Source organism: Bacillus sp. EKM501B, assembly GCF_011800505.1.
GTDB lineage: Bacteria > Bacillota > Bacilli > Bacillales > Bacillaceae_G > Bacillus_A > Bacillus_A cereus.
Window position 1 is genome coordinate 112,449 of record NZ_JAALFZ010000009.1, and the last position, 19,604, is coordinate 132,052.

The window sequence follows — 19,604 nt, forward strand, 5'->3', positions numbered from 1 at the left end:
TCTTACATGGGCAAGAAAAAGAAGGATTGTCTTTTTCATGTTGATGGTTTCGAAGAATGGATGGATCAGTTTTGTTCTGACTCTTGTAGTAACTTTAGTTTCCCAAATCAAATTCATATTGACCTTTGCGAAACTGAACAAGAATACATTTTGGAAACAGATGTACCAAATGCCAATGAACAAAATGTAGTCATTAAAAAGATGGAGACAGGCCTAACCATTTGCATACTTCATAAAAACATTTCTTTGCAGCGAACTATCCCTTTACCCGCTAATGTTATTTATAAGAAGATGCTAGCCTGCTTAGAGAATGGTTTTTTGGCCATTCATATTTCCAAAAATGAAGTTGCTGATAAACATGAAAAGAAAGTTCTTTTTTCAAATTAAGAGTTAATATAATACAAACATAAGCCCCAGTTGGTACTGGGGCTTATGTTATTTCGCATGCATTTCTATATTAGAATTTCTATCATATCTTTTTTTCAATAAACCTTTTGTAACTACAAGCACAGGAAATGCCACAGTTGAGAATATAGCTAATGCTGAAAATACTGCAAACCCATTTTGGTACCCGTAGTAATCGAGAAGTACTCCTCCAAACCACGGACCTATTACTGCTCCAATTCCCGAAAAGCCCATCGCACCGAAGTATGTTCCTTTTAGATACGCAACAGCAATATCATCAATAAATACATCCGTCATCGAAAACATTAAGACTTCTCCAATTGTAAAAATAATTGTACAAACGGCAGCACCTAGCATGGATTCTACTATTCCAAAGCCAAATAATCCCCCACTCACAAATAAAGCCCCCACCATAATTGATGTTAACGGTGTATACTTTTTACAAATTTGAATAACAGGGTATTGAATAATCACTACAACAATCGCATTTAAAGCGAGCATATATGAGAATAGCTTCACTCCATCCTCAAATATATGTGCATTTGCAAAATATTGAGATACTGTCGTCGTCAAATGTGAAAAACCACAATTACTCAAAATAATACCGACTAAAGCAACTAAAAATACTATATCTTTTCGTAATATACGCATTGCATTTAGCATTGTAACAGGTTTTTCTGTACTTACTTTCTTTTTTTCCATTGGATACTTCTTAAATTGGAACGCTAATATAGCTGTATATAGAATATATACCCCAGCTGCTACTAAAAAAGGAATTGTTGATTTTGCACTTCCAATCTGTAATCCAACAATTGGTCCAATTGCAACTCCAACATTTATTGCACCGTATCGTAAGTTATAGACGAGTAACCGATACTCAGGCTTTGTTAAATCTGATAATAATGCTCTTGATGTTGGCTCAAAAAACGACCTACATAATCCATTTAAAGCGTTTAATAAAAAGAAACTTAAAACATGATCCGCAAGTGAAAAACCTATAAACACAAAAATCCAAACGATCATGGACCAGAGCATAATCGTTTTCCGGCCAAATCGATCTGATAAATTCCCTCCGATAAAACTAGCAAAAACACCAACAAGTGCACTCGTTCCAATAATAGCACCAGTCATTCCAGCTGATACACCTTTAACAGTCGTTAAATAAATCGCTAAAAAAGGAATACTCATTGACGTGGCGAACCTCGCAAATAAAGTCCCTATTATAATTGTCATTCCTAACGGATGAATATTTTGCAACTTCCCCTTCATCTTAAAAACCTACTCTCCCTGTTCTTACATAAAAAAAGAAAGCAAAGGATCTGCTTTCTTTTCCTTTTCTATACTTGAGCTGTTGATACTCGAGCTGTTCTTGTGATATCCATATCTATGCCATATGTAAACTGTAATTCTTTACAAACATCTTTAATTAATATTGCAACATTATACTTCTCATTAAATTGTAAAACGATGTTCTCCACTTCTTCATATGTATACTTATATTCGCCTGTAATGACACTTTTTAGATCAAAGCATTCGTTAATACAAAGTTGTACAAGTAGCTGGTCATATTTCTCTATTACATCTTCTTTCTTCCAAAGTAACTCTTTTACATATAGCCGATCAAACTTCACACTTTCTCGATTACAATCCGTTAAAATCCGGGTCATTTCATTTAATTCTCGATACAATTCAGAAATATTTTTGCTTAAACTAAGCAGTTTATCTACGCCATTTTCATATAACATATTCATTCCACCCCCGCATTTTCTTCTTATTATAGCAAGAAAATTCTAAAAATAGTTTCTTTCTTCTGAAATATTAGGAAACTAATTTCAATTGCTTTACAATGAAACTAGTTAATGCGAGAGGAGAAAGAAAATTGGAGCACAAATTTTATTACACTGACGCTTATAAGCAAGACTTTACTACTAAAATTATAAAGCAAGATTATGATAAAAACGGTAACTTATACGTTGTTTTGAATGAAACAGCATTTTATCCGACAGGTGGCGGACAACCATATGATACTGGTACATTAAATGATATCAATGTAATCAATGTAGAAGAGATAAACGGAGAAATTCGTCACTACATCGCAGAACAATTACATACAGAAGACGTAGAAGGTAAAATTAATTGGGAGCGCCGTTTTGATCATATGCAGCAACATGCGGCTCAGCACATTTTATCTGCTGCTTTTTGGGACCATTTTAACATACCTACGATTGGATTCCATCTTGGTAAAGAAACGGTAACAATCGATTTAGAAACAGAAAATCTGCATACAGAAACAGTTGAAAAAGCAGTACAAATTGCAAACAAAATTGTTTTTGAAAACCATCCAATCCGTATAGAGTGGATGAACTTAGAAGAAGCGAAAACATTACCTCTTCGTAAAGAACCGAATATGACAGAAAATATACGTGTTGTTATTATCGAAAATTACGACTACAACGGCTGTGGTGGAACCCATCCGAAACGCACTGGTGAAGTTGGTCTTATTCAAGTACTAGGATGGGAGCGCAATAAAGGTGGTATACGCTTAACCTTTATCGCTGGTTGGCGTACACTTAAATTAATGGGGCAACAGCAACAAATTATGAAAGATGTTTCCAAACAATTAAACAGTAGCGAAACTGATATCCCAGCAAAAGTGGCACAGCTTCTTACCTCTCAAAAGGAAAACGAAAAAACAATACAAACAATGAATGAAAAATTATTATTTGCAGAGGCAAATGAATTACTACAACAGCCCACCGAAATACATGCTGGGTTACTTATTTCTAAAGCATTTACAGATCGTTCTATGCAAGAAATTGCAAAACTATCAGCTATCATTACAGAACAACAAGAGCATGCAATTACGTATTTCGTTATTGAAAATGATGACAAACTACAATGTATTCTCGCTTGCGGAAAAACAGTAACGCTCGATATGAATGCTCTTTTAAAAGATGCTCTTCCTGCAATTGAAGGAAAAGGTGGCGGAAATAAAAAGAGTGCACGCGGCGGCGGAAAAGCGGTTATGCACGGGGACGAGTTTTTAAATCAGCTTGTTTCTTCTTTACAGTCAGCAGTGTAAAACATGTTTATGAAGGATAGCTAACGGCTATCCTTCAACTATATTTACAGGCCTATATGTTGTTTCAACCCTTGATAACTCCCTGAATTTGCAAAACCGCCACTTATAAGATTGATAAAAGTTTCCGAAAAACCATAATAACTTAATTCGTTAATCGGTACCATTTGCACATCATGAATCGGATTATGATCGAACTCGTTAGAAGGTAGTTTAATTTCACCTTCAATCCTTTCAAGCAGAAACGTAATATGTAACAAAGATGGACTAGCATCTGGTTTATCACAAACATAGAGTAGCTTCTTAATTTTAACTTCTAATCCCGTTTCTTCTCTCATTTCTCGAATCATCGCTTCTTCTAACGTTTCACCATTCTCTACCCTTCCTCCAGGTAAAGACCAATCGCGATTAGCCACTTTTTGCTTTACTAGCAATACTTTTTCATCTTCAATTAAAATTCCCGTAACACGAACTTGCATTACATTTTCCATATGTAATCTCCTCTTCCTGTTATATTTACAAATTAATCCTTCCACAAAGAGAACATACGTTTTATAATTAAAGAAAATTATGGAAGAAAGAAGTTGTTATATTCATGCGTCCACCTTTAACAAAATCTATATCACTTGAAGATTTTCAAAACTATTATTGGTTAAAAGCAGAACTGCAAACATTTTGTCGCGAGCATGGTTTGCCAGCTAGTGGCTCTAAGACCGAAATAACCGAGCGTATCTCACATTATTTAACTACGGGGAAAGTCTTAAAAAACAGCTCTGTGCCAAAAGTGAGCAAAGCTCCCCTCTCTTATAAAGACCTTTCTCTTCAAACGATTATTACTAAAAATCACCGCTGTAGCGAAGATGTTCGTGCTTTTTTCAAAGAAAAAATCGGAACAAACTTCCGCTTTACAGTAGCTCTTCAAAAGTTTTTTAAAGAGAATGTTGGAAAAACATATGAAGACGCGATAACATTTTGGTATGAAGAAAACGAACGAAAAAAAGATCCTACTTATAAAACAACGATCAGCGCGCAATTTGAATACAATCGCTTTACTCGGGACTTTTTCGAAGATCCAAATAATAAAGGAAAAGCAAAAGCTGATGCGATTGCTGCTTGGAACGAAATGAAAGCGAAGCCTGGCAGCAATGTTTATGTTCCTCAAAAAGTAGAAAACTAGTTACCTCACTAGTCTTCTACTTTCTCAAATAATAGCGCAATCCCTATCCCGCCTCCAATTCCTAATGTAGCAATTCCATATTTCATAGACTCTCTTTGAGCCTGATAAAACAAACGTGTTACAAGCATAGCCCCAGATGCACCGTACGGATGACCGAGCGCGATTGCCCCACCATTTACATTTAATTTTTCATACGGAATTTGTAACTCTTTTGCGCAAGCAACAACTTTTGAGGCGAATGCTTCATTTATTTCAAAATAATCGATGTCCTCTACTTTTACATTCATTTCGTTTAATAATCTGTTCACCGCAAATATCGGACCAGTCCCTGGAAGATTGGGATCCACTCCCACTACAGTACTACGAACGAAACGAAGGACAGGTTTATAACCGAACTTTAGGGCTTGTCCCTCTTCCATTACAAGAACAGCACATGCCCCATCATTTACACCACATGAATTACCTGCCGTCACTGTTCCATTTTGTAAAAATGCGGGCTTCGTTCTTTTAATGATTCGTTCATAATTCATTTCTGGCTTTATAGATTCATCTAATAATCCATTAAAAGAAAATATTTCATCATGTATATATCCTTTTTCTAACGCTTGCAGTGTCCGCTTATAACTAAGACAAGCGTACTCGTCTTGCATTTCTCTCGTTATGTTATAACGCTCCGCAACATATTCAGCCGCTACTCCCATGTCAGGATCACCAATTGTTTCAGGTGAAAATCTTGCTCTTTTTTGAAAAGGTGACGTACTTGTACTCTCTACTCCTCCGGCGATATAGCAATTACCTGCCTCGCCTTGAATGAGATGACACGCAGTTCGAATTGCTTCTAAACCAGCACCACATTGCCGATCAATCGTTACACCAGGAATATGATAGCCAAGTCCTGCCGCTAAAGCAGATAGTCTCGCAACATTCCCTCCTGGCCCAACAACATTACCTAATATAACATCGTCTATCTCTCTCTCAATTCCTCTACTTAAAAACGTAAGAAGCGGCGTTGCTAATTGCTGGACTTCATACTCTTTTAACATCCCATTCTTCTTACCGATAGGTGTTCTTTTCGCCTCTACAATAACTGCTCTATTCATCTATTTTCTCCCTGTTTTCAATCATACTTTTTGCTTCCATACGAGCGATTTTCCCACTATTTGTATAAGGTATTCTATCTACAAAATGCCATTCTTTCGGTATTTTAAACGAGGATAATCGTTGTAAGCAAAAACTCTTTAATTGTTGTTTCGTAGCACTTCCTTTTACGATCGCGACGGGCTTTTCACCCCAGTAACTATCTTTCACACCAATTACAACTATTTCATCAACAGCTGGGTGTTCATGTAATACACTTTCTATTTCTTCTGGATAAATATTGATTCCTCCAAATAAAATCATATTCTTCTCTCTACCAACAATATATATAAAGCCTTCTTCATCTTCATAGCCTACATCTCGCACTGTCATCCAGCCTTCTGCATTCAACTCCTGTGTTAAAACCCCATCTATTATGTATCCCATAAAAAACTGATCACTGTTCACATAAACAGTTCCTATCTCGCCTTTTTGTACTTCTTCGCCTGCTTCATTACATATTAGAACTTGCACATTATGACAAGGTTTTCCTACTGAATTTGGCCTTCTTTCGCTTTCTGCATCGACTAGTGCTGTTACAAAACTTAACTCTGATGCACCATAAAATTCATACCTTTTCGCATAAGGAAATATATTCTTTATTTTTTCTTTCGCTTCAGCTTCCCATTTCGCTCCTGATGAAATAATTTTCATTTTATTTTCTATTAATCTATTTTCTTTATATAAAGATTCAAGCATTGTCGGAACTGTATACATAACCGATATATTTTCAGTTTCTAACTTATCTAATACTTGATTCGGAATGAACTTTCTCATAATGTGCACCGTTTGTCCTACATATAATGCACTTATTGCCCCGTATAAGAAAAGAGAATGAACGAGCGTCCCAGCTATTAAAATTGAATCCTCCATTTTCATATGAAAGTCATGTACATTACAATCAAAACTATGAACCCACGATTGCTGTGCACGTAAAAATGCTTTTGCTTTTCCAGTTGATCCTGATGTAAATCCCATATAAAAGGGAGCATTTCGTAAACTTTCTACAGTGGAATGTGTAGGAAGATATTTCTCTATCATTCTTTTCCACTCATCAATTTCAATTACTCTTCCTTCTTCATCAGGTAGATCATTTACCTTATATCTTTCTGTCACAATCATATCCGGATTACTGATTTCAATTCTTTCTCTGAGCTCATCTTGTTTCCACTTTATATCTAACGGAACACAAACCCACCCGGCCATAGCGGCACCAGCAAATAGTTGTAAAAACTCTATACGATTTTCTAATAGGATTGCTATTGTTTTATTCTTTGATTCTGTTGCGTGCAACCAGTTTGCTACTTTACAAACTGATTCGAACCACTCTTTATATGTTAAAACTCTATCATTTTCCTTTATCGCTATTTTATTTGGTTGTAAAGAGGCATGCTTTTTGTATTCTTTTGTAATACCCATATGAGACGTCCTTTCTTTACAAAAATAATAAAAAGAAACACGGAATTAACGTGTTTCTTCCCTTTATCATCCCGCATTTGTATATTTTCCATTCTTTAAAGCGGGCGTAATAATATGTTTCAATGAACGATGTAATTTTGTTACGAGAATCGCCGCAATAATTGCTTTTATACAATCCCCTGGTAAAAACACAGCACTCACTTTCATTGTCTCCCATACAGAAACATCCATTAAAAACGCTTGTACAGTAATACCAAATACATAAACTACGAAAATACCACCAATTATATTAATACATAATACTTTTATAATAGAAACTTCACGTAAACGCTCAATTAAATAACCAATAACAAACGCTCCAATGATGTAACCAAGTAAATATCCTGCACTTGGCCCAACAAATACACCAAGGCCACCGCGTCCACCAGCAAGTAATGGTGCTCCAACTCCTACAATAAGTAAGAAAATAAGCTGACTTAATGCACCAAGGCGTGACCCTAACAATCCACCCGCAAGCATAACACCGAGTGATTGCAATGTAATCGGAACTGGTGTAATAGAAAGAGCAATCGGAGGTATTAACCCTAACACTCCCATAATAGAACTAAATAAAGCGACGAAAACTAATTTTTTTGTATGCATATTTTCTTCTCCTGTTTGTAAACTTAAAAGCGTTTTTAGGTAACATATCACGAAAATTATATTATCTTTCCACCCTTCTTTTGTCAACTTTTATTTCATTTAAGTTTACAAATAAGAATTCACTTATTTCTCTCTATGCAAATGCTCCAGTTCTTTCCGAAGCGCCTGTTTCAAAAACTTCCCAACAGATGTTTTCGGTATTTCTTCCATAAATACAATATCATCTGGTAACCACCACTTCGCAAACTGTGGTTTTAAAAACTCATATATTTCTTCTTTTGTAACCGTACTATTTTTCTTTTGAACGACGCAGGCAATTGGTCGCTCTTGCCACTGAGGGTGAGGAATCGCAACGACGGCCGCTTCAAATATAGCATCATGTGCCATTAAAGCATTTTCAAGATCGACCGAAGAAATCCATTCTCCCCCGCTTTTAATAACATCCTTCGTACGGTCAACAATTTTCACGCAGCCTTCCTCATCAACCGTAACGACATCTCCTGTATATAACCAACCATCACGAAAACCTTCGACAGTACGATTATCGTTATAATAGCTTTCAGCGATCCATGGCGCTCGTAAACATAGTTCTCCCATCTCCGTACCATCCCACTTCACTTCACCATTTGTACCGACTACTTTCATCTCTACACCAGGGACAAGATACCCTTGTTTTGATCTAATTTCTAATTGCTCTTCATACGATAATTCTGTTTCATAACTTTTTAAACGTGCAAGTGTTACGAGTGGGCTCGTTTCAGTCATACCATATGCATGTATGAATGGAACATTATGTTTCTGTTCAAATGCTTTAATAACGCTTTTCGGCGCAGCTGCACCTCCGCATAGTATTCTCGTCATACTAGATAAATCGTAACTATTATTTTCTAACTCTTGTAATACGCCGAGCCAAATTGTCGGCACACCCGCAGCTAACGTCACTTTTTCTGATTGAATCATCTCTAATAAAATTTTCGGGGTAAACATCGGTCCAGGAAGAACTTGTTTTGATCCAAACCAAGTAGCCGCAAAAGGAAGTCCCCAAGCGTTCACATGAAACATCGGGACGATTGCCATTGCTGCGTCACTTTCCGATAAAGCAGCTGTATCAGCTAAACCGAGTGCCATACAATGCAATACAGTACTACGATGCGTATATACAACACCTTTTGGGTTTCCTGTAGTCGCTGACGTATAACACATACCAGCAGGTGTATTTTCATCAATATCTTTTACAAATTGGAAATTGGGATCGCCTTCTTCTAATAGCTTTTCATAATGATATACAGGCTCCAGCATAGTATTTGGAAGTTCATCTTTATCAGTCATAATAATGTAAGCCTGTACAGTTGATAATTGTGATTGAATATTTTCAACGAGCGGTACGAGATCTTCATCTATAAGTAGAATTCGGTCTTCTGCGTGCTGAATAATGTATGAAATATGTTGAGGAGATAAACGAATATTAATCGTGTGCAAAACAGAAGCAATACCTGGAATAGCAAAATACGCTTCTACATGTCGATGATGGTTCCACGCTAACGTTCCTACACGTTCACCTTCTTTAATTCCAAGCTTTTTCAACGCACTGGAAAGTCTTCTCGTCCTTTCCCCTAACTGCTTATACGTTAACGTTGTAACTGTATCATGTGTCCGTGAAACAATTTCTTTCTTCGAAAACAGTTTCTCTGCTCTTTCCATCATAGAACTAATTGTTAGCGGTACATTCATCATCATATTGGTTATATCCCCCTTTAAAGCGTTTTCATTTTTCGTTTATTATAACAGAATTCCGCAAATGGTTACGATATTTTTCTGTTTTTTCTGAATTATTTCTTTGGAAATAATTCAGAACGATAAAAAACATGTTTTGAATACATTGATTCGAAACATGTTTTTTATCTTTTATAAACTATCTACCTTTTTTCTTACTTTCTTTTTCAGTTTAAAAATAAAACGATTACTGTATTCCTTATTTTCTACTAAAATTCGATATATCTCCCATACTCCTAACACACGAACAAAAAGATAAACTCCGATAGCAATAAGTACAACACAGTACGGATAATACTGAACTAATTCCCCTGAAGTGATATGCTTTTTCTCAAACAAAAACGGGATCGCGCCTGCTGCTATAAAACAAAATCCAACGATCATTACCGCAGCATACTTCTTCTTAATAATCACATATCTTTTTGTCAATTCTTTTAGAAAGTTTTGATCAAATAGTAGTTCTTCCTTTTTCAATACATTGTATCGACCCTCTTCTATCGTTACAGGTGCCATCATTGCTCCAATTCCAAGAACAGCAATGATAATGACAAGAAATGTCGACATTGTTGCATTTTCTTTAAATAATAGATACGGTATTGTAGACAAAATAAGCAAACTAAACCCTAACGCTATATATTTTGAAATCTTTTGTCCGTACACTATATACCCTTCTGCCATTTCCTGACTTACGTAATAGCCATCCACATTTTCATTACTTTGCTCTGCAGTTTCTTTTAATAAATAGTCGAGTGATACTTCAAAAACATTTCCAATCATTATTAACTTCTCAGTTTCAGGAAAACCTTGACCGTTTTCCCATTTACTAACCGCTTGCCTTGTTGTGTTTAATTTTTCAGCTAATGCTTCTTGAGAAAGGCCCTTTTCCTTTCTTAATTTAAAAAGCTTTTCACCAAATCCCATATGTGTGCCCCCCTTTGTTTTCTTACCTAAATTGTATGTAGACATTGCCCTTATCTCTATCTTCCCGGGGTTGCACTTTGTCAACTTACGGTTGCGATTGTGTTATTTAATGGTTTTATAGACGATTTAGCTATTTTCCTTCTATGATTATGGCGTTAATAAACCAAGACCCCTTAACAACCAATTATAACAATTAAAGGTAATTATTGTTATAAAAAATAAAAAAACTCCTTTATTCATTTAAAGGAGTTTTTTATATGAAATATTTCATTTATCCATATATCTTTCTCGAGATATACAATATCTTTTCGTGTCACGATACTTACCTTTAATGAACATATCCTTTTGAATCGTGCACTCGTACTCCATATTCAAACGTTTCATTAATTTTTCAGATGCTTCATTTTCTGAATCACATCCCGCTTCAATACTATTAAGATGCAACTCATGAAAACCATAGTAGAAAAAAGCTAATGCAGCCTCCGTAGCTAATCCTCTTCCCCAATATTTTCGAGATAAGGCGTATGCAATTTCTGCTGTATGTGTGACCAAATCATATTTTATAAATCCACACGTGCCTATAAGTTTCTTCTCCTCTTTTAATACAATTCCAAGAGGTGCTACTTGCCCTTCATTATATTGCCCCACAATTTCTTCTACATAGTTATATGTGTCACATAACGATCGATGAGCATCCCATACAGTAAAAGTTGTCATCTCTTTATCTGTAGCATACTCATATATATGTAAACTATCACTCATATTCATTTTCCTTAACATAAGTCGTTTCGTATACAAAGTTGGATATGACCACTTCTCAATAATCATAAAGGTTTCTGTTTAAACCTTTCATAATTCCTTACCTTTAATAAAAGGATATTCCCACAATCTGTACAAATATAAGCATCCACCGGTGAAGATGTGAACATCGTTTCCTTTTTCCGTATTTGTGCATATCCGACAAACTCACCTTCTCCTATATTTTGAGAACCACAATTAGAGCATGTCTGCACGTCTTTCTGTTTCATGAGAGCACCACCTTTAATCTGTTTCTACTCCCTTCGACAGTTCAATTCCATTTCCCTTCCAAAAAACTTCTTATTCTCCTACATTACAACAGGAATCTCAAAACAAAAATCGTATATATACTATGAAATATATTTATTAACGGAGGAATTTTATGACTACTGTTATGACACTCGATATAGCAACAGAAATTGAAAATGCAGAAATTGATATGCTCTCTTCTAGATTAGAGAGACTACAAACAATAAGCGGAAACCCCATGCAAGTGCAAATGAAAAAATTCGGTAGCGCCACTGCCTTTTCATCAAAAATAATTGCTGGTCCTGCTTTTAATACGGTAAAAGGTATTACAAATGCAGATGCGATTGATGCAATCATTTCTTATTATGAATCACTACAAATCCCTTGTCGTTTTGAAATTACCCCAGCACAAGGTACAACTGAATTATTTCAATACTTATCTCAAAAAGGGTTTTATCAATCTAGCTTCCATACCGCTTTGTATAGTATACCGAGAGAGGGTTCATCACTTCTTCCTTCTAATATTACAATACGAAAACTAAAAGAAAATGAGTTTGATATTTTTGCAGACATTTATGTATGTGGATTTAATATGCCATCCTTTACAAAAGATAGCGTGCGCCAAAATAATGAAATTCTTTACAATGAACCAGGATGGCATTTTTTCATAGCTGAAGTTCAAAATATCCCTGCTGGTATTGGTGTCCTGTATATAAATAAGGGTGTCGCATCATTAGCTGCTTCTGCTACTTTGCCAGAATTTCAGCGTAAAGGCTGTCATACTGCATTAATTCAAAAACGAATTAAGACAGCTATTGAATCCAATTGTACTTTAATAGTTGGACAAGCAAGGTTCGGTAGCGGCAGTCAAAATAACATGGAACGTGCCCACATGAAAATTGCTTATACAAAATCAATATGGACCGCAAGAGACATATTATAATTTACTTTATTTCTCCTTCCGTTACATTTTTAAACATTTTATGACAATTCCTTTTCTATCCTATTAATCATTTGAATATTCCAACTAAATTTGTTACGCTATTACTAGGTACATCATTCAACTTGCACTATGAAAAGAGAATTCTAATCAAACTACAAGGAGGAGAAATGTATGACTAAGCATGAACACGGTTTAAAAGAAAAAGTAGAAGGTGCCATTGATAAGGTAAAAGGCGAAGTAAAAGAAGCTGTTGGGAAAGTAACTGACAATAAGAAATTACAAGCTGAAGGAAAATGGGATAAGGTGAAAGGCACTGCTAAAGATACAGTTGGTAATGTGAAAGAAAAAGTACATGAATATAAGGAACATAAATAATAAAAAACACGTTGGATGAATTTTCATCTAACGTGTTTTTTATTTTACTTTATATACATAATGAACCAAATGACATATGATATATTTTTATTTCTCTATGCTCTTTGTAAGCGGTTCTTTAAAGGCATTTCTATTCCATACAACAAAAACAATAAGAGAAATAATAAAGAATGCAACAAGACATATACCCAGATAATCAAAATTAACTACTTGTATGAGATTCCAAAACGGGCCCTGTAAATTATAGCTTTCAATAAGCAAAGATAATAGTTGATATCCCCCTATTAAAAAAGCCGTAATAACAGATATTGAGGTAATTAATACATTATATGAATTTCTTATTCGACTATTTTCCATTGCCCACTTATAATTCGTATTCATGAATGTACTATCTAATGTATCCATCAATGACATTCCGGCAGCAAACAAAACGGGGAAAGCAAATATACTTACAAGTGGAATAGATTGACTTGTTGCAGTTACTGTAGAAAGAGCAATTAATCCAATTTCACTCGCTGTATCAAAACCAAGTCCAAATAAAAAACCGATTATATACAATTGCTTCTGACTATCAATAAACGTAAATAAGCGCTGTGTGAAACGATATATAAACCCTAAATTTTCTGGCTGTTTGTCCTCGTGGCTTCTCAACACTTTAATAAGGTACAACAGATTGGTAAGACCAATAATGATAAGGAATGTACTAGAAACGATTGTACCGATAATACCGCCTATAGTTGAAAAGCTCTCCATTCCATGTTTTGCCGTTTTTCCAATTAAAGCAATTAAAACAATCATCGCAAATACTACCGTAGAGTGTCCTAATGAGAAGTAAAATCCCACCCCCTGTGAGTTTTTACCTTTTTCAATTAATTTCCGAACAGTATTATCAATTGCGACAATATGATCACTATCAAACGCATGACGCAACCCTAAAGAATATGCAATAATAGCCATTCCGATTATGCTATTACCTTTATATAGCGCCGGTAATAATAATAAAATTCCAAGCACATGAAGAAATATAATAATAACAAAAAAGTTGGTTGCCTTTTTCAGTTCACTTTTCCACATAGTTACTAACCCTTTCTACTTTAAATTGAATACTCTTGAAAAAGAAAAGTGCCATAATAAAAACTAAAATCGTTATAATAGTCGCTAAAATAATTACAAAATTATTTAACACGTCGGTATGATTTGTAAGTGTTAACAGAGCTGGTACTGTTGCAGTAATCCAAGATTCAATGAAGCAAACAATACCTACATAAATATGAATCTTCTTTTTCAATCCATCTTGTAGGAAAAATAAAAACCAAAGGAATGCCCAAAAGAACCAAATTATTGTACTTTGCAAACTACCACTCTCATGTAATTGATTCACAATTCCCATAACCGTTGCAATGATAGCAACCCAAAGAGAATAGTAACCTACACCTGAAGAATCAAGTTTTAATATATTCGTAAGACCAACATATAAATAAGTAAAACCAAATAAAAAAATAGTTCCATTAGATAGGATAGTCCACTCATCGGATTGACTTCCTGTAAATAATAAATATAATGGTGTCAAAGTTTGTAATGCCCCTACAAATAAATTAAAGTATCCTACACTTTTGCTATCAATAAGTTTAAAAGCTGCTAGTGAATTCATAAATAGAACTGCACCGACAAACAATAATCCCACATTAGTCATAGTATCCCCTTCTCCTACTTAATATTTTCGATAGGATGTTAATTCTTCATGTAGACAATTCTCTCTAACAAAACGATGACACTGAAAAAATATAGACTCCATATCCTCAGTATTATGACTAAGTATGCGAATGACAAAGCCTTTACATGGTGTAGAAGATATTCCAATTTTCATATTGTTAGTGTTAGAAAGTGATGTTTTCAATGTTGCAATTAAATCATTTGTAATGTTCTCATTAATAACTATGAAAGTACCATAATGGGAATATTGATTTAATATTCCCATTTGATCTAACGACTCTTTGAAAGGGTTTAGCAATAAATGATCGTATACTACAAGTTTATTTTCCATATATATTTTTGTTAACGAATCAAAATATTGGTATGTGAACTTCTCCATATTTGGCGACCAACCAGGCGTAACTGAATCGCATAAAATCAATGTAGAATTATTTTGCATATATATATTTGTTTTTTGCTTATATGCTGCATCCTTGTACATAATTAACGGGTCTGGTAAATACTCCATAACAGCATTCTCACCAATATAAAAATTCAATTCTTGCAAAGCATAACTATTTGGAGTCTTGTAAACTTTCGTTGCTGATTGGCTTGTTATATATGTTTTCGCATCTTTACCAACATTTATATTTATAGAATAGAAATCTCCTTTTAAATAGCCTCCACCAGAATTCATAATATAGTAATATGCTCTACCATACTCATCCAAATATATTGGCTGCGTTACTTTTAAGGCATCTTTATGATAAACCTTAATAGGTACGGTTTTATGTCTCTTTTCCATCATATCAATGTTTAAGACACCTGTAGGGGATTTCATTTTTTCAGTCCTTCTAACATAATGTTCTGTCTCATCCAATTTATTAATTCTTGTAAACCTTCCTCATCCTTCAAATTTGTAAAAAAGTATGGTTTATTATGTCGGTAATTTTTCGTATCCTGCTCCATAACTCCAAGATTAGCTCCTACATAAGGTGCCAAATCCGTTTTATTAATTACAAATACATCAGATTTGATCATTCCTTGTCCACCTTTACGCGGAATCTTTTCTCCCTGTGCCACATCAATAATATAAATTGAAAAATCCACTAGCTCCGGACTAAATGTGGCAGCTAAATTATCACCCCCGCTTTCAATAAAAATAATATCTAAATTATTATGTCTAATCATGAGTTCTTCAATTGCTTCAAAATTCATAGAAGCGTCCTCTCGAATTGCTGTATGCGGGCACCCCCCTGTCTCTACACCAATAATTCTATCTTCTGATAAAACACCTGTTTTCAATAAAATCTTTGCATCTTCTTTCGTATAAATATCGTTTGTAATTGCTGCAATTTCATAATCTGTATTTAGATGTTTTGTTAACTTTTCAACTAACATGGTTTTCCCAGCACCTACGGGGCCACCGATACCAATTTTAATAGGCTTTATCATTTTATTCTTCCTCCCTATGACATGAAGACCCTTACATTTACATCTTCATGTTGCATTTGATTTATTTCGAATTCAGGATCATTCAATCCAAAATCTTCTAATGAAAGTATTTGAATTCTATCAATAGATTCGCAGATTAATTCATGGCATTCTTGTAATAGTTTTTGACCATCTGTTTGTCCAAGAGGAATGGCTCTCACACCGTTTTGAATTATACTTCCAACACTTGAGTATAAGAAAACTAAGAGCGTTTCTTCTATTGTCATTTTCAATTCCGCCCCTAATATTCCGTATACAATACTCGGATGACCTTGTAATTTATTACCCATAATATTTTCTTTATATATATTTAAATTTACAAACGAGAACAATTCACACAATAATTTAGAAGTACTTTTACTAATCATTCTATTTGCTTTTCTACATTCAAAAGGCAATGTTTGTGCTGTTATTAAATCATCTAAAAATGTAATTTGTTCTCCCTCATTATTCTTAATGGCTTCGTAAGTATATTTGCAAATTAAGCCGTCCGTGTATGTTAATTGGACTTTTACATATCGATTAACCCATTTGAAAAACCCGTCTTTATTTGTAACTTGTCCCTCTTGAATAAATGTTTCTAATCCAAAAGAGTGACTAAAACTTCCTGTTGGGAAGTTCGAATCACTAATTTGGAGTAGGTTAAGTAGGTTAAATATGTTTGTGCGAAGCATGCTTGAACGGTTTTGGTAATACTCTATTTTCTTTTTGATAAGGAACACCTTCCTTTTTAAGTAAATCTTCTACTAAGTAGTCGTTCGCCAAAATCATGCACCCTTCATCGAATTGTGCTGGTAAATGTCTATTCCCTAAGTTATGAGCAATAATCCCCATTTCTTTTATTGATTTTGGAGTAATTACAATTACCTCTTCTGGTAATACTTCAATATACACAATTCGATTTTCATCTTCATATAAAATATCACCGTTCTTTAATGTTTCTCCACTATCTAAAGACACCCCAATTTCAAAACCAGATTCTGAATATAATTTCTGAACTCTCTTCAGTAAAAGCTCACTAGAAATTAATATCTTATCAAGATGCTTTTTTGTGTTTGAGAAATCATTCATATTGCATACGTTGTTATTAATTTTTTCAATAATCATTTTATCTCCCCCGTTATATCAAAATAAAAAATATCTTTGAGCCATAGGTAGTACATCTACTGCTTCACACGTGATTACTTGTCCATCAACTTTAACTTCATATGTCTGCGGATCTACTTCAATTTCTGGTGTTGCATTATTTAGCTTCATATCTTGCTTCGAAATCTCTCTCGTATTTTTAACAGGTAATACAACTTTATTTAAACCTAATTTTTCTTTAATATTATTCTCATAAGCTACTTTCGATACAAATGTAATCGAACTTGACTGTACTGCTTTTCCATATGCACCAAACATCTTTTTTTCATAATATGGTTGTGGGGTAGGAATTGAAGCATTCTCGTCTCCCATTAATGCCATCACTACCATTCCGTTTTTCAAAACCATATCTGGCTTAACACCGAAAAATTGTGGATCCCATATTACAAGGTCTGCATACTTTCCTATTTCAATAGAGCCCACGTATTCTGAAATCCCATGTGTAATAGCTGGATTAATTGTATACTTAGCTATATAACGTTGAATTCTATTATTATCGTTATATTCTTTATCTCCCTCTAAACTACCAAGCTGCTTTTTCATTTTATCGGCGGTTTGCCAATTGCGAATAATAACCTCTCCAACCCTTCCCATCGCCTGTGAGTCAGAGCTAATCATGCTGAAAACCCCTAAATCTTGCAAAATATCCTCTGCCGCGATTGTTTCTTTTCGAATCCTTGAATCTGCAAACATTACATCTTCTGGAATATTCGCTTTTAAATGATGACATACCATGAGCATATCTAAATGTTCATCCAGCGTATTCACTGTATATGGCAAGGTCGGGTTCGTTGATGATGGTAAAATATTATTCAGCGCAGCAATCTTTATAATATCTGGTGCATGCCCACCTCCAGCTCCTTCAGTGTGGTACGTATGAATAACACGATTATCAATAGCTTTTATCGTTTCTTCCACAAAACCACATTCGTTTAACGTATCCGTATGAATAGCGACTTGAATATCATATTTATCAGCAATCTGTAACGAGTGATTAATTACTGACGAAGTTGCTCCCCAATCTTCATGGATTTTCAATCCGATAGCCCCTGCAAATATTTGTTCTTCCAGGGCAGGTAAACTTGAACTATTTCCTTTCCCTAAAAATCCAAGATTTATAGGAAAAGCTTCTGCTGCTTCTAGCATTTTTCTTAAATTCCAAGATCCAGGTGTTATTGTAGTTGCCTTAGTCCCTTCTGCCGGTCCTGTTCCCCCACCAATTAAAGTTGTTATACCTGAAGCCAATGCCGTATCAATTTGTTGTGGGGATATGAAATGCACATGTGTATCAATACCTCCAGCTGTAACGATTTTCCGCTCACCAGAAATTACTTCCGTTGATGTTCCAATGATGATATCAATATTATCCATAACTGAAGGATTACCACTCTTACCAATTGCTGAAATCTTCCCATCTTTTATACCAATATCCGCTTTATATACTCCCGTATAATCAATAATAATTGCATTCGTAATAACAACATCCACAACCCCCTGTTCTCTTGTAAGTTGTGAATTTTGTCCCATACCATCCCTAATTGATTTTCCTCCACCAAAGACAGCTTCATCACCATATACAGTGGCATTTCGATCAACATGTGCGAATAATTGTGTATCCGCTAAACGAATAGAATCTCCTGTAGTTGGACCATATAAATCAGCATATTGTTTACGTGACATCTTAAAACTCATGCTATCTCCCTCTTTTTGTGTAAGATTGAATATCGCCATCCACTTTATTTTTAAATCCATATACTTCTTGTTCCCCTGAATATGGAACTAGTTCAATCGTTTTTTCATCTCCAGGCTCAAATCTTACCGCTGTACCTGCTGGAATATTTAAATGTTGTCCAATTGCTACACTGCGATTGAATTTTAACGCCTCATTCACTTCATAAAAGTGGTAATGAGATCCAATTTGAATGGGTCTATCTCCCTGATTTATCACTTTGACTTTCATTGCTTTTTTATTTCCATTACATACTATGTCTTCTTTCGCAAGGATATATTGCCCTGGAATCATAACATTCACTTCCTTTAATGAATTGGCTGATGAATAGTTACTAATTTTGTTCCATCAGGAAAAGTTGCCTCAACTTGAATATCTGATATCATGTCTGCAATACCATCCATAACATCTTCAGCACTTAAAATGTTTTTTCCAAGTTCCATTAATTCCGCTACATTTTTACCATCTCTTGCTCCTTCCAAAATTTCATACGTAATAATAGCGATACTTTCTGGATAGTTTAACTTAAGCCCCCTCTCCTTTCGTCGATAAGCTAAATCAGCCGCAACAACTACTAGCAGTTTATCAATTTCTCTTGGCGTTAATCTCATTACAATCTTCCTTT

General features: G+C 34.8%; 24 protein-coding genes. 5 read left to right on the forward strand and 19 right to left on the reverse strand.

What is annotated here, in order from left to right:
• The first annotated feature begins 6 nt into the window (after nt 1–6).
• Nucleotides 7–387 carry an Hsp20/alpha crystallin family protein gene (locus HFD78_RS17735; RefSeq protein ID WP_000516731.1) on the forward strand — a complete coding sequence of 127 codons (381 nt, stop codon included), beginning with the start codon at nt 7–9 and terminating at the stop codon, nt 385–387.
• A 48-nt stretch (nt 388–435) separates the two neighbouring features.
• On the opposite strand, the gene HFD78_RS17740 is transcribed toward HFD78_RS17735, so the two are convergent.
• Together HFD78_RS17740 and HFD78_RS17745 are read right to left on the reverse strand one after the other, a co-directional pair.
• Nucleotides 436–1,674, reverse strand: coding sequence for an MDR family MFS transporter (locus HFD78_RS17740; RefSeq protein ID WP_000676821.1), 1,239 nt, complete (start codon nt 1,672–1,674; stop codon nt 436–438).
• A 68-nt stretch (nt 1,675–1,742) separates the two neighbouring features.
• Complete coding sequence (locus HFD78_RS17745) at nt 1,743–2,150, reverse strand: hypothetical protein (RefSeq protein ID WP_000965133.1); 408 nt, start codon at nt 2,148–2,150, stop codon at nt 1,743–1,745.
• Between the two features lie 134 nt (nt 2,151–2,284).
• Between HFD78_RS17745 and HFD78_RS17750 the strand changes: the two genes are divergently transcribed.
• Complete coding sequence (locus HFD78_RS17750) at nt 2,285–3,487, forward strand: alanyl-tRNA editing protein (RefSeq protein ID WP_176543412.1); 1,203 nt, start codon at nt 2,285–2,287, stop codon at nt 3,485–3,487.
• A 44-nt stretch (nt 3,488–3,531) separates the two neighbouring features.
• On the opposite strand, the gene HFD78_RS17755 is transcribed toward HFD78_RS17750, so the two are convergent.
• Complete coding sequence (locus HFD78_RS17755) at nt 3,532–3,975, reverse strand: NUDIX hydrolase (RefSeq protein WP_000432561.1); 444 nt, start codon at nt 3,973–3,975, stop codon at nt 3,532–3,534.
• 104 nt (nt 3,976–4,079) lie between these two features.
• Here HFD78_RS17755 and HFD78_RS17760 point away from each other — a divergent pair, with 104 nt between their 5' ends.
• On the forward strand, nt 4,080–4,661 hold the full coding sequence (locus HFD78_RS17760) for a DUF6434 domain-containing protein (RefSeq protein ID WP_001247742.1): 582 nt from the start codon (nt 4,080–4,082) through the stop codon (nt 4,659–4,661).
• Nucleotides 4,662–4,669: 8 nt separating this feature from the next.
• Here HFD78_RS17760 and HFD78_RS17765 read toward each other — a convergent pair whose 3' ends face one another.
• The 7 genes from HFD78_RS17765 to HFD78_RS17795 form a co-directional block, all read right to left on the reverse strand.
• Nucleotides 4,670–5,761 carry an acetyl-CoA C-acyltransferase gene (locus HFD78_RS17765; protein WP_001078001.1) on the reverse strand — a complete coding sequence of 364 codons (1,092 nt, stop codon included), beginning with the start codon at nt 5,759–5,761 and terminating at the stop codon, nt 4,670–4,672.
• Entirely contained in the window at nt 5,754–7,217 is a 1,464-nt protein-coding gene (locus HFD78_RS17770) for an acyl-CoA synthetase (RefSeq protein ID WP_098432057.1), read from the reverse strand. The genes HFD78_RS17765 and HFD78_RS17770 overlap by 8 nt, the downstream gene beginning before the upstream one ends.
• A 66-nt stretch (nt 7,218–7,283) precedes the next feature.
• On the reverse strand, nt 7,284–7,859 hold the full coding sequence (locus tag HFD78_RS17775; protein ID WP_000556954.1) for a biotin transporter BioY: 576 nt from the start codon (nt 7,857–7,859) through the stop codon (nt 7,284–7,286).
• 123 nt (nt 7,860–7,982) lie between these two features.
• Nucleotides 7,983–9,596: a long-chain fatty acid--CoA ligase gene (locus HFD78_RS17780; protein ID WP_000980202.1), complete on the reverse strand. Its 1,614-nt coding sequence runs from the start codon at nt 9,594–9,596 to the stop codon at nt 7,983–7,985.
• Nucleotides 9,597–9,764: 168 nt separating this feature from the next.
• Nucleotides 9,765–10,553, reverse strand: a complete 789-nt coding sequence (locus HFD78_RS17785) for a helix-turn-helix domain-containing protein (protein WP_000505613.1) — start codon at nt 10,551–10,553, stop codon at nt 9,765–9,767.
• A gap of 267 nt (nt 10,554–10,820) precedes the next feature.
• Entirely contained in the window at nt 10,821–11,381 is a 561-nt protein-coding gene (locus HFD78_RS17790) for a GNAT family N-acetyltransferase (RefSeq protein WP_000582844.1), read from the reverse strand.
• Complete coding sequence (locus HFD78_RS17795) at nt 11,378–11,581, reverse strand: hypothetical protein (protein ID WP_000810210.1); 204 nt, start codon at nt 11,579–11,581, stop codon at nt 11,378–11,380. Before HFD78_RS17795 ends, HFD78_RS17790 begins: the two co-directional genes overlap by 4 nt.
• Before the next feature lie 152 nt (nt 11,582–11,733).
• Between HFD78_RS17795 and HFD78_RS17800 the strand changes: the two genes are divergently transcribed.
• Together HFD78_RS17800 and HFD78_RS17805 are read left to right on the forward strand one after the other, a co-directional pair.
• The gene (locus HFD78_RS17800; protein WP_065703454.1) at nt 11,734–12,543 is read left to right on the forward strand and encodes a GNAT family N-acetyltransferase; all 810 of its coding nucleotides are present in this window, start codon (nt 11,734–11,736) and stop codon (nt 12,541–12,543) included.
• 171 nt (nt 12,544–12,714) lie between these two features.
• Nucleotides 12,715–12,918, forward strand: a complete 204-nt coding sequence (locus HFD78_RS17805) for a CsbD family protein (RefSeq protein WP_000160423.1) — start codon at nt 12,715–12,717, stop codon at nt 12,916–12,918.
• A gap of 87 nt (nt 12,919–13,005) precedes the next feature.
• On the opposite strand, the gene HFD78_RS17810 is transcribed toward HFD78_RS17805, so the two are convergent.
• From HFD78_RS17810 to HFD78_RS17850, 9 genes are read right to left on the reverse strand one after another with little or no spacing between them, the layout of a single operon-like run.
• Complete coding sequence (locus tag HFD78_RS17810) at nt 13,006–13,992, reverse strand: HoxN/HupN/NixA family nickel/cobalt transporter (RefSeq protein ID WP_000265977.1); 987 nt, start codon at nt 13,990–13,992, stop codon at nt 13,006–13,008.
• Entirely contained in the window at nt 13,979–14,611 is a 633-nt protein-coding gene (locus HFD78_RS17815) for an AmiS/UreI family transporter (RefSeq protein WP_000185993.1), read from the reverse strand. Before HFD78_RS17815 ends, HFD78_RS17810 begins: the two co-directional genes overlap by 14 nt.
• Before the next feature lie 18 nt (nt 14,612–14,629).
• Complete coding sequence (locus HFD78_RS17820) at nt 14,630–15,451, reverse strand: urease accessory protein UreD (RefSeq protein ID WP_000841915.1); 822 nt, start codon at nt 15,449–15,451, stop codon at nt 14,630–14,632.
• Nucleotides 15,448–16,065 carry an urease accessory protein UreG gene (gene ureG, locus HFD78_RS17825; RefSeq protein WP_000594928.1) on the reverse strand — a complete coding sequence of 206 codons (618 nt, stop codon included), beginning with the start codon at nt 16,063–16,065 and terminating at the stop codon, nt 15,448–15,450. Before ureG ends, HFD78_RS17820 begins: the two co-directional genes overlap by 4 nt.
• A gap of 14 nt (nt 16,066–16,079) precedes the next feature.
• Nucleotides 16,080–16,778 carry an urease accessory protein UreF gene (locus tag HFD78_RS17830; RefSeq protein ID WP_000946573.1) on the reverse strand — a complete coding sequence of 233 codons (699 nt, stop codon included), beginning with the start codon at nt 16,776–16,778 and terminating at the stop codon, nt 16,080–16,082.
• Entirely contained in the window at nt 16,756–17,211 is a 456-nt protein-coding gene (locus tag HFD78_RS17835) for an urease accessory protein UreE (protein ID WP_000582805.1), read from the reverse strand. Before HFD78_RS17835 ends, HFD78_RS17830 begins: the two co-directional genes overlap by 23 nt.
• A gap of 18 nt (nt 17,212–17,229) precedes the next feature.
• Nucleotides 17,230–18,942, reverse strand: a complete 1,713-nt coding sequence (ureC, locus tag HFD78_RS17840; protein ID WP_116291538.1) for an urease subunit alpha — start codon at nt 18,940–18,942, stop codon at nt 17,230–17,232.
• A gap of 1 nt (nt 18,943) precedes the next feature.
• Nucleotides 18,944–19,273, reverse strand: a complete 330-nt coding sequence (locus HFD78_RS17845) for an urease subunit beta (RefSeq protein ID WP_000612160.1) — start codon at nt 19,271–19,273, stop codon at nt 18,944–18,946.
• Between the two features lie 14 nt (nt 19,274–19,287).
• On the reverse strand, nt 19,288–19,590 hold the full coding sequence (locus tag HFD78_RS17850) for an urease subunit gamma (RefSeq protein WP_001241327.1): 303 nt from the start codon (nt 19,588–19,590) through the stop codon (nt 19,288–19,290).
• Nucleotides 19,591–19,604: the final 14 nt, after the last annotated feature.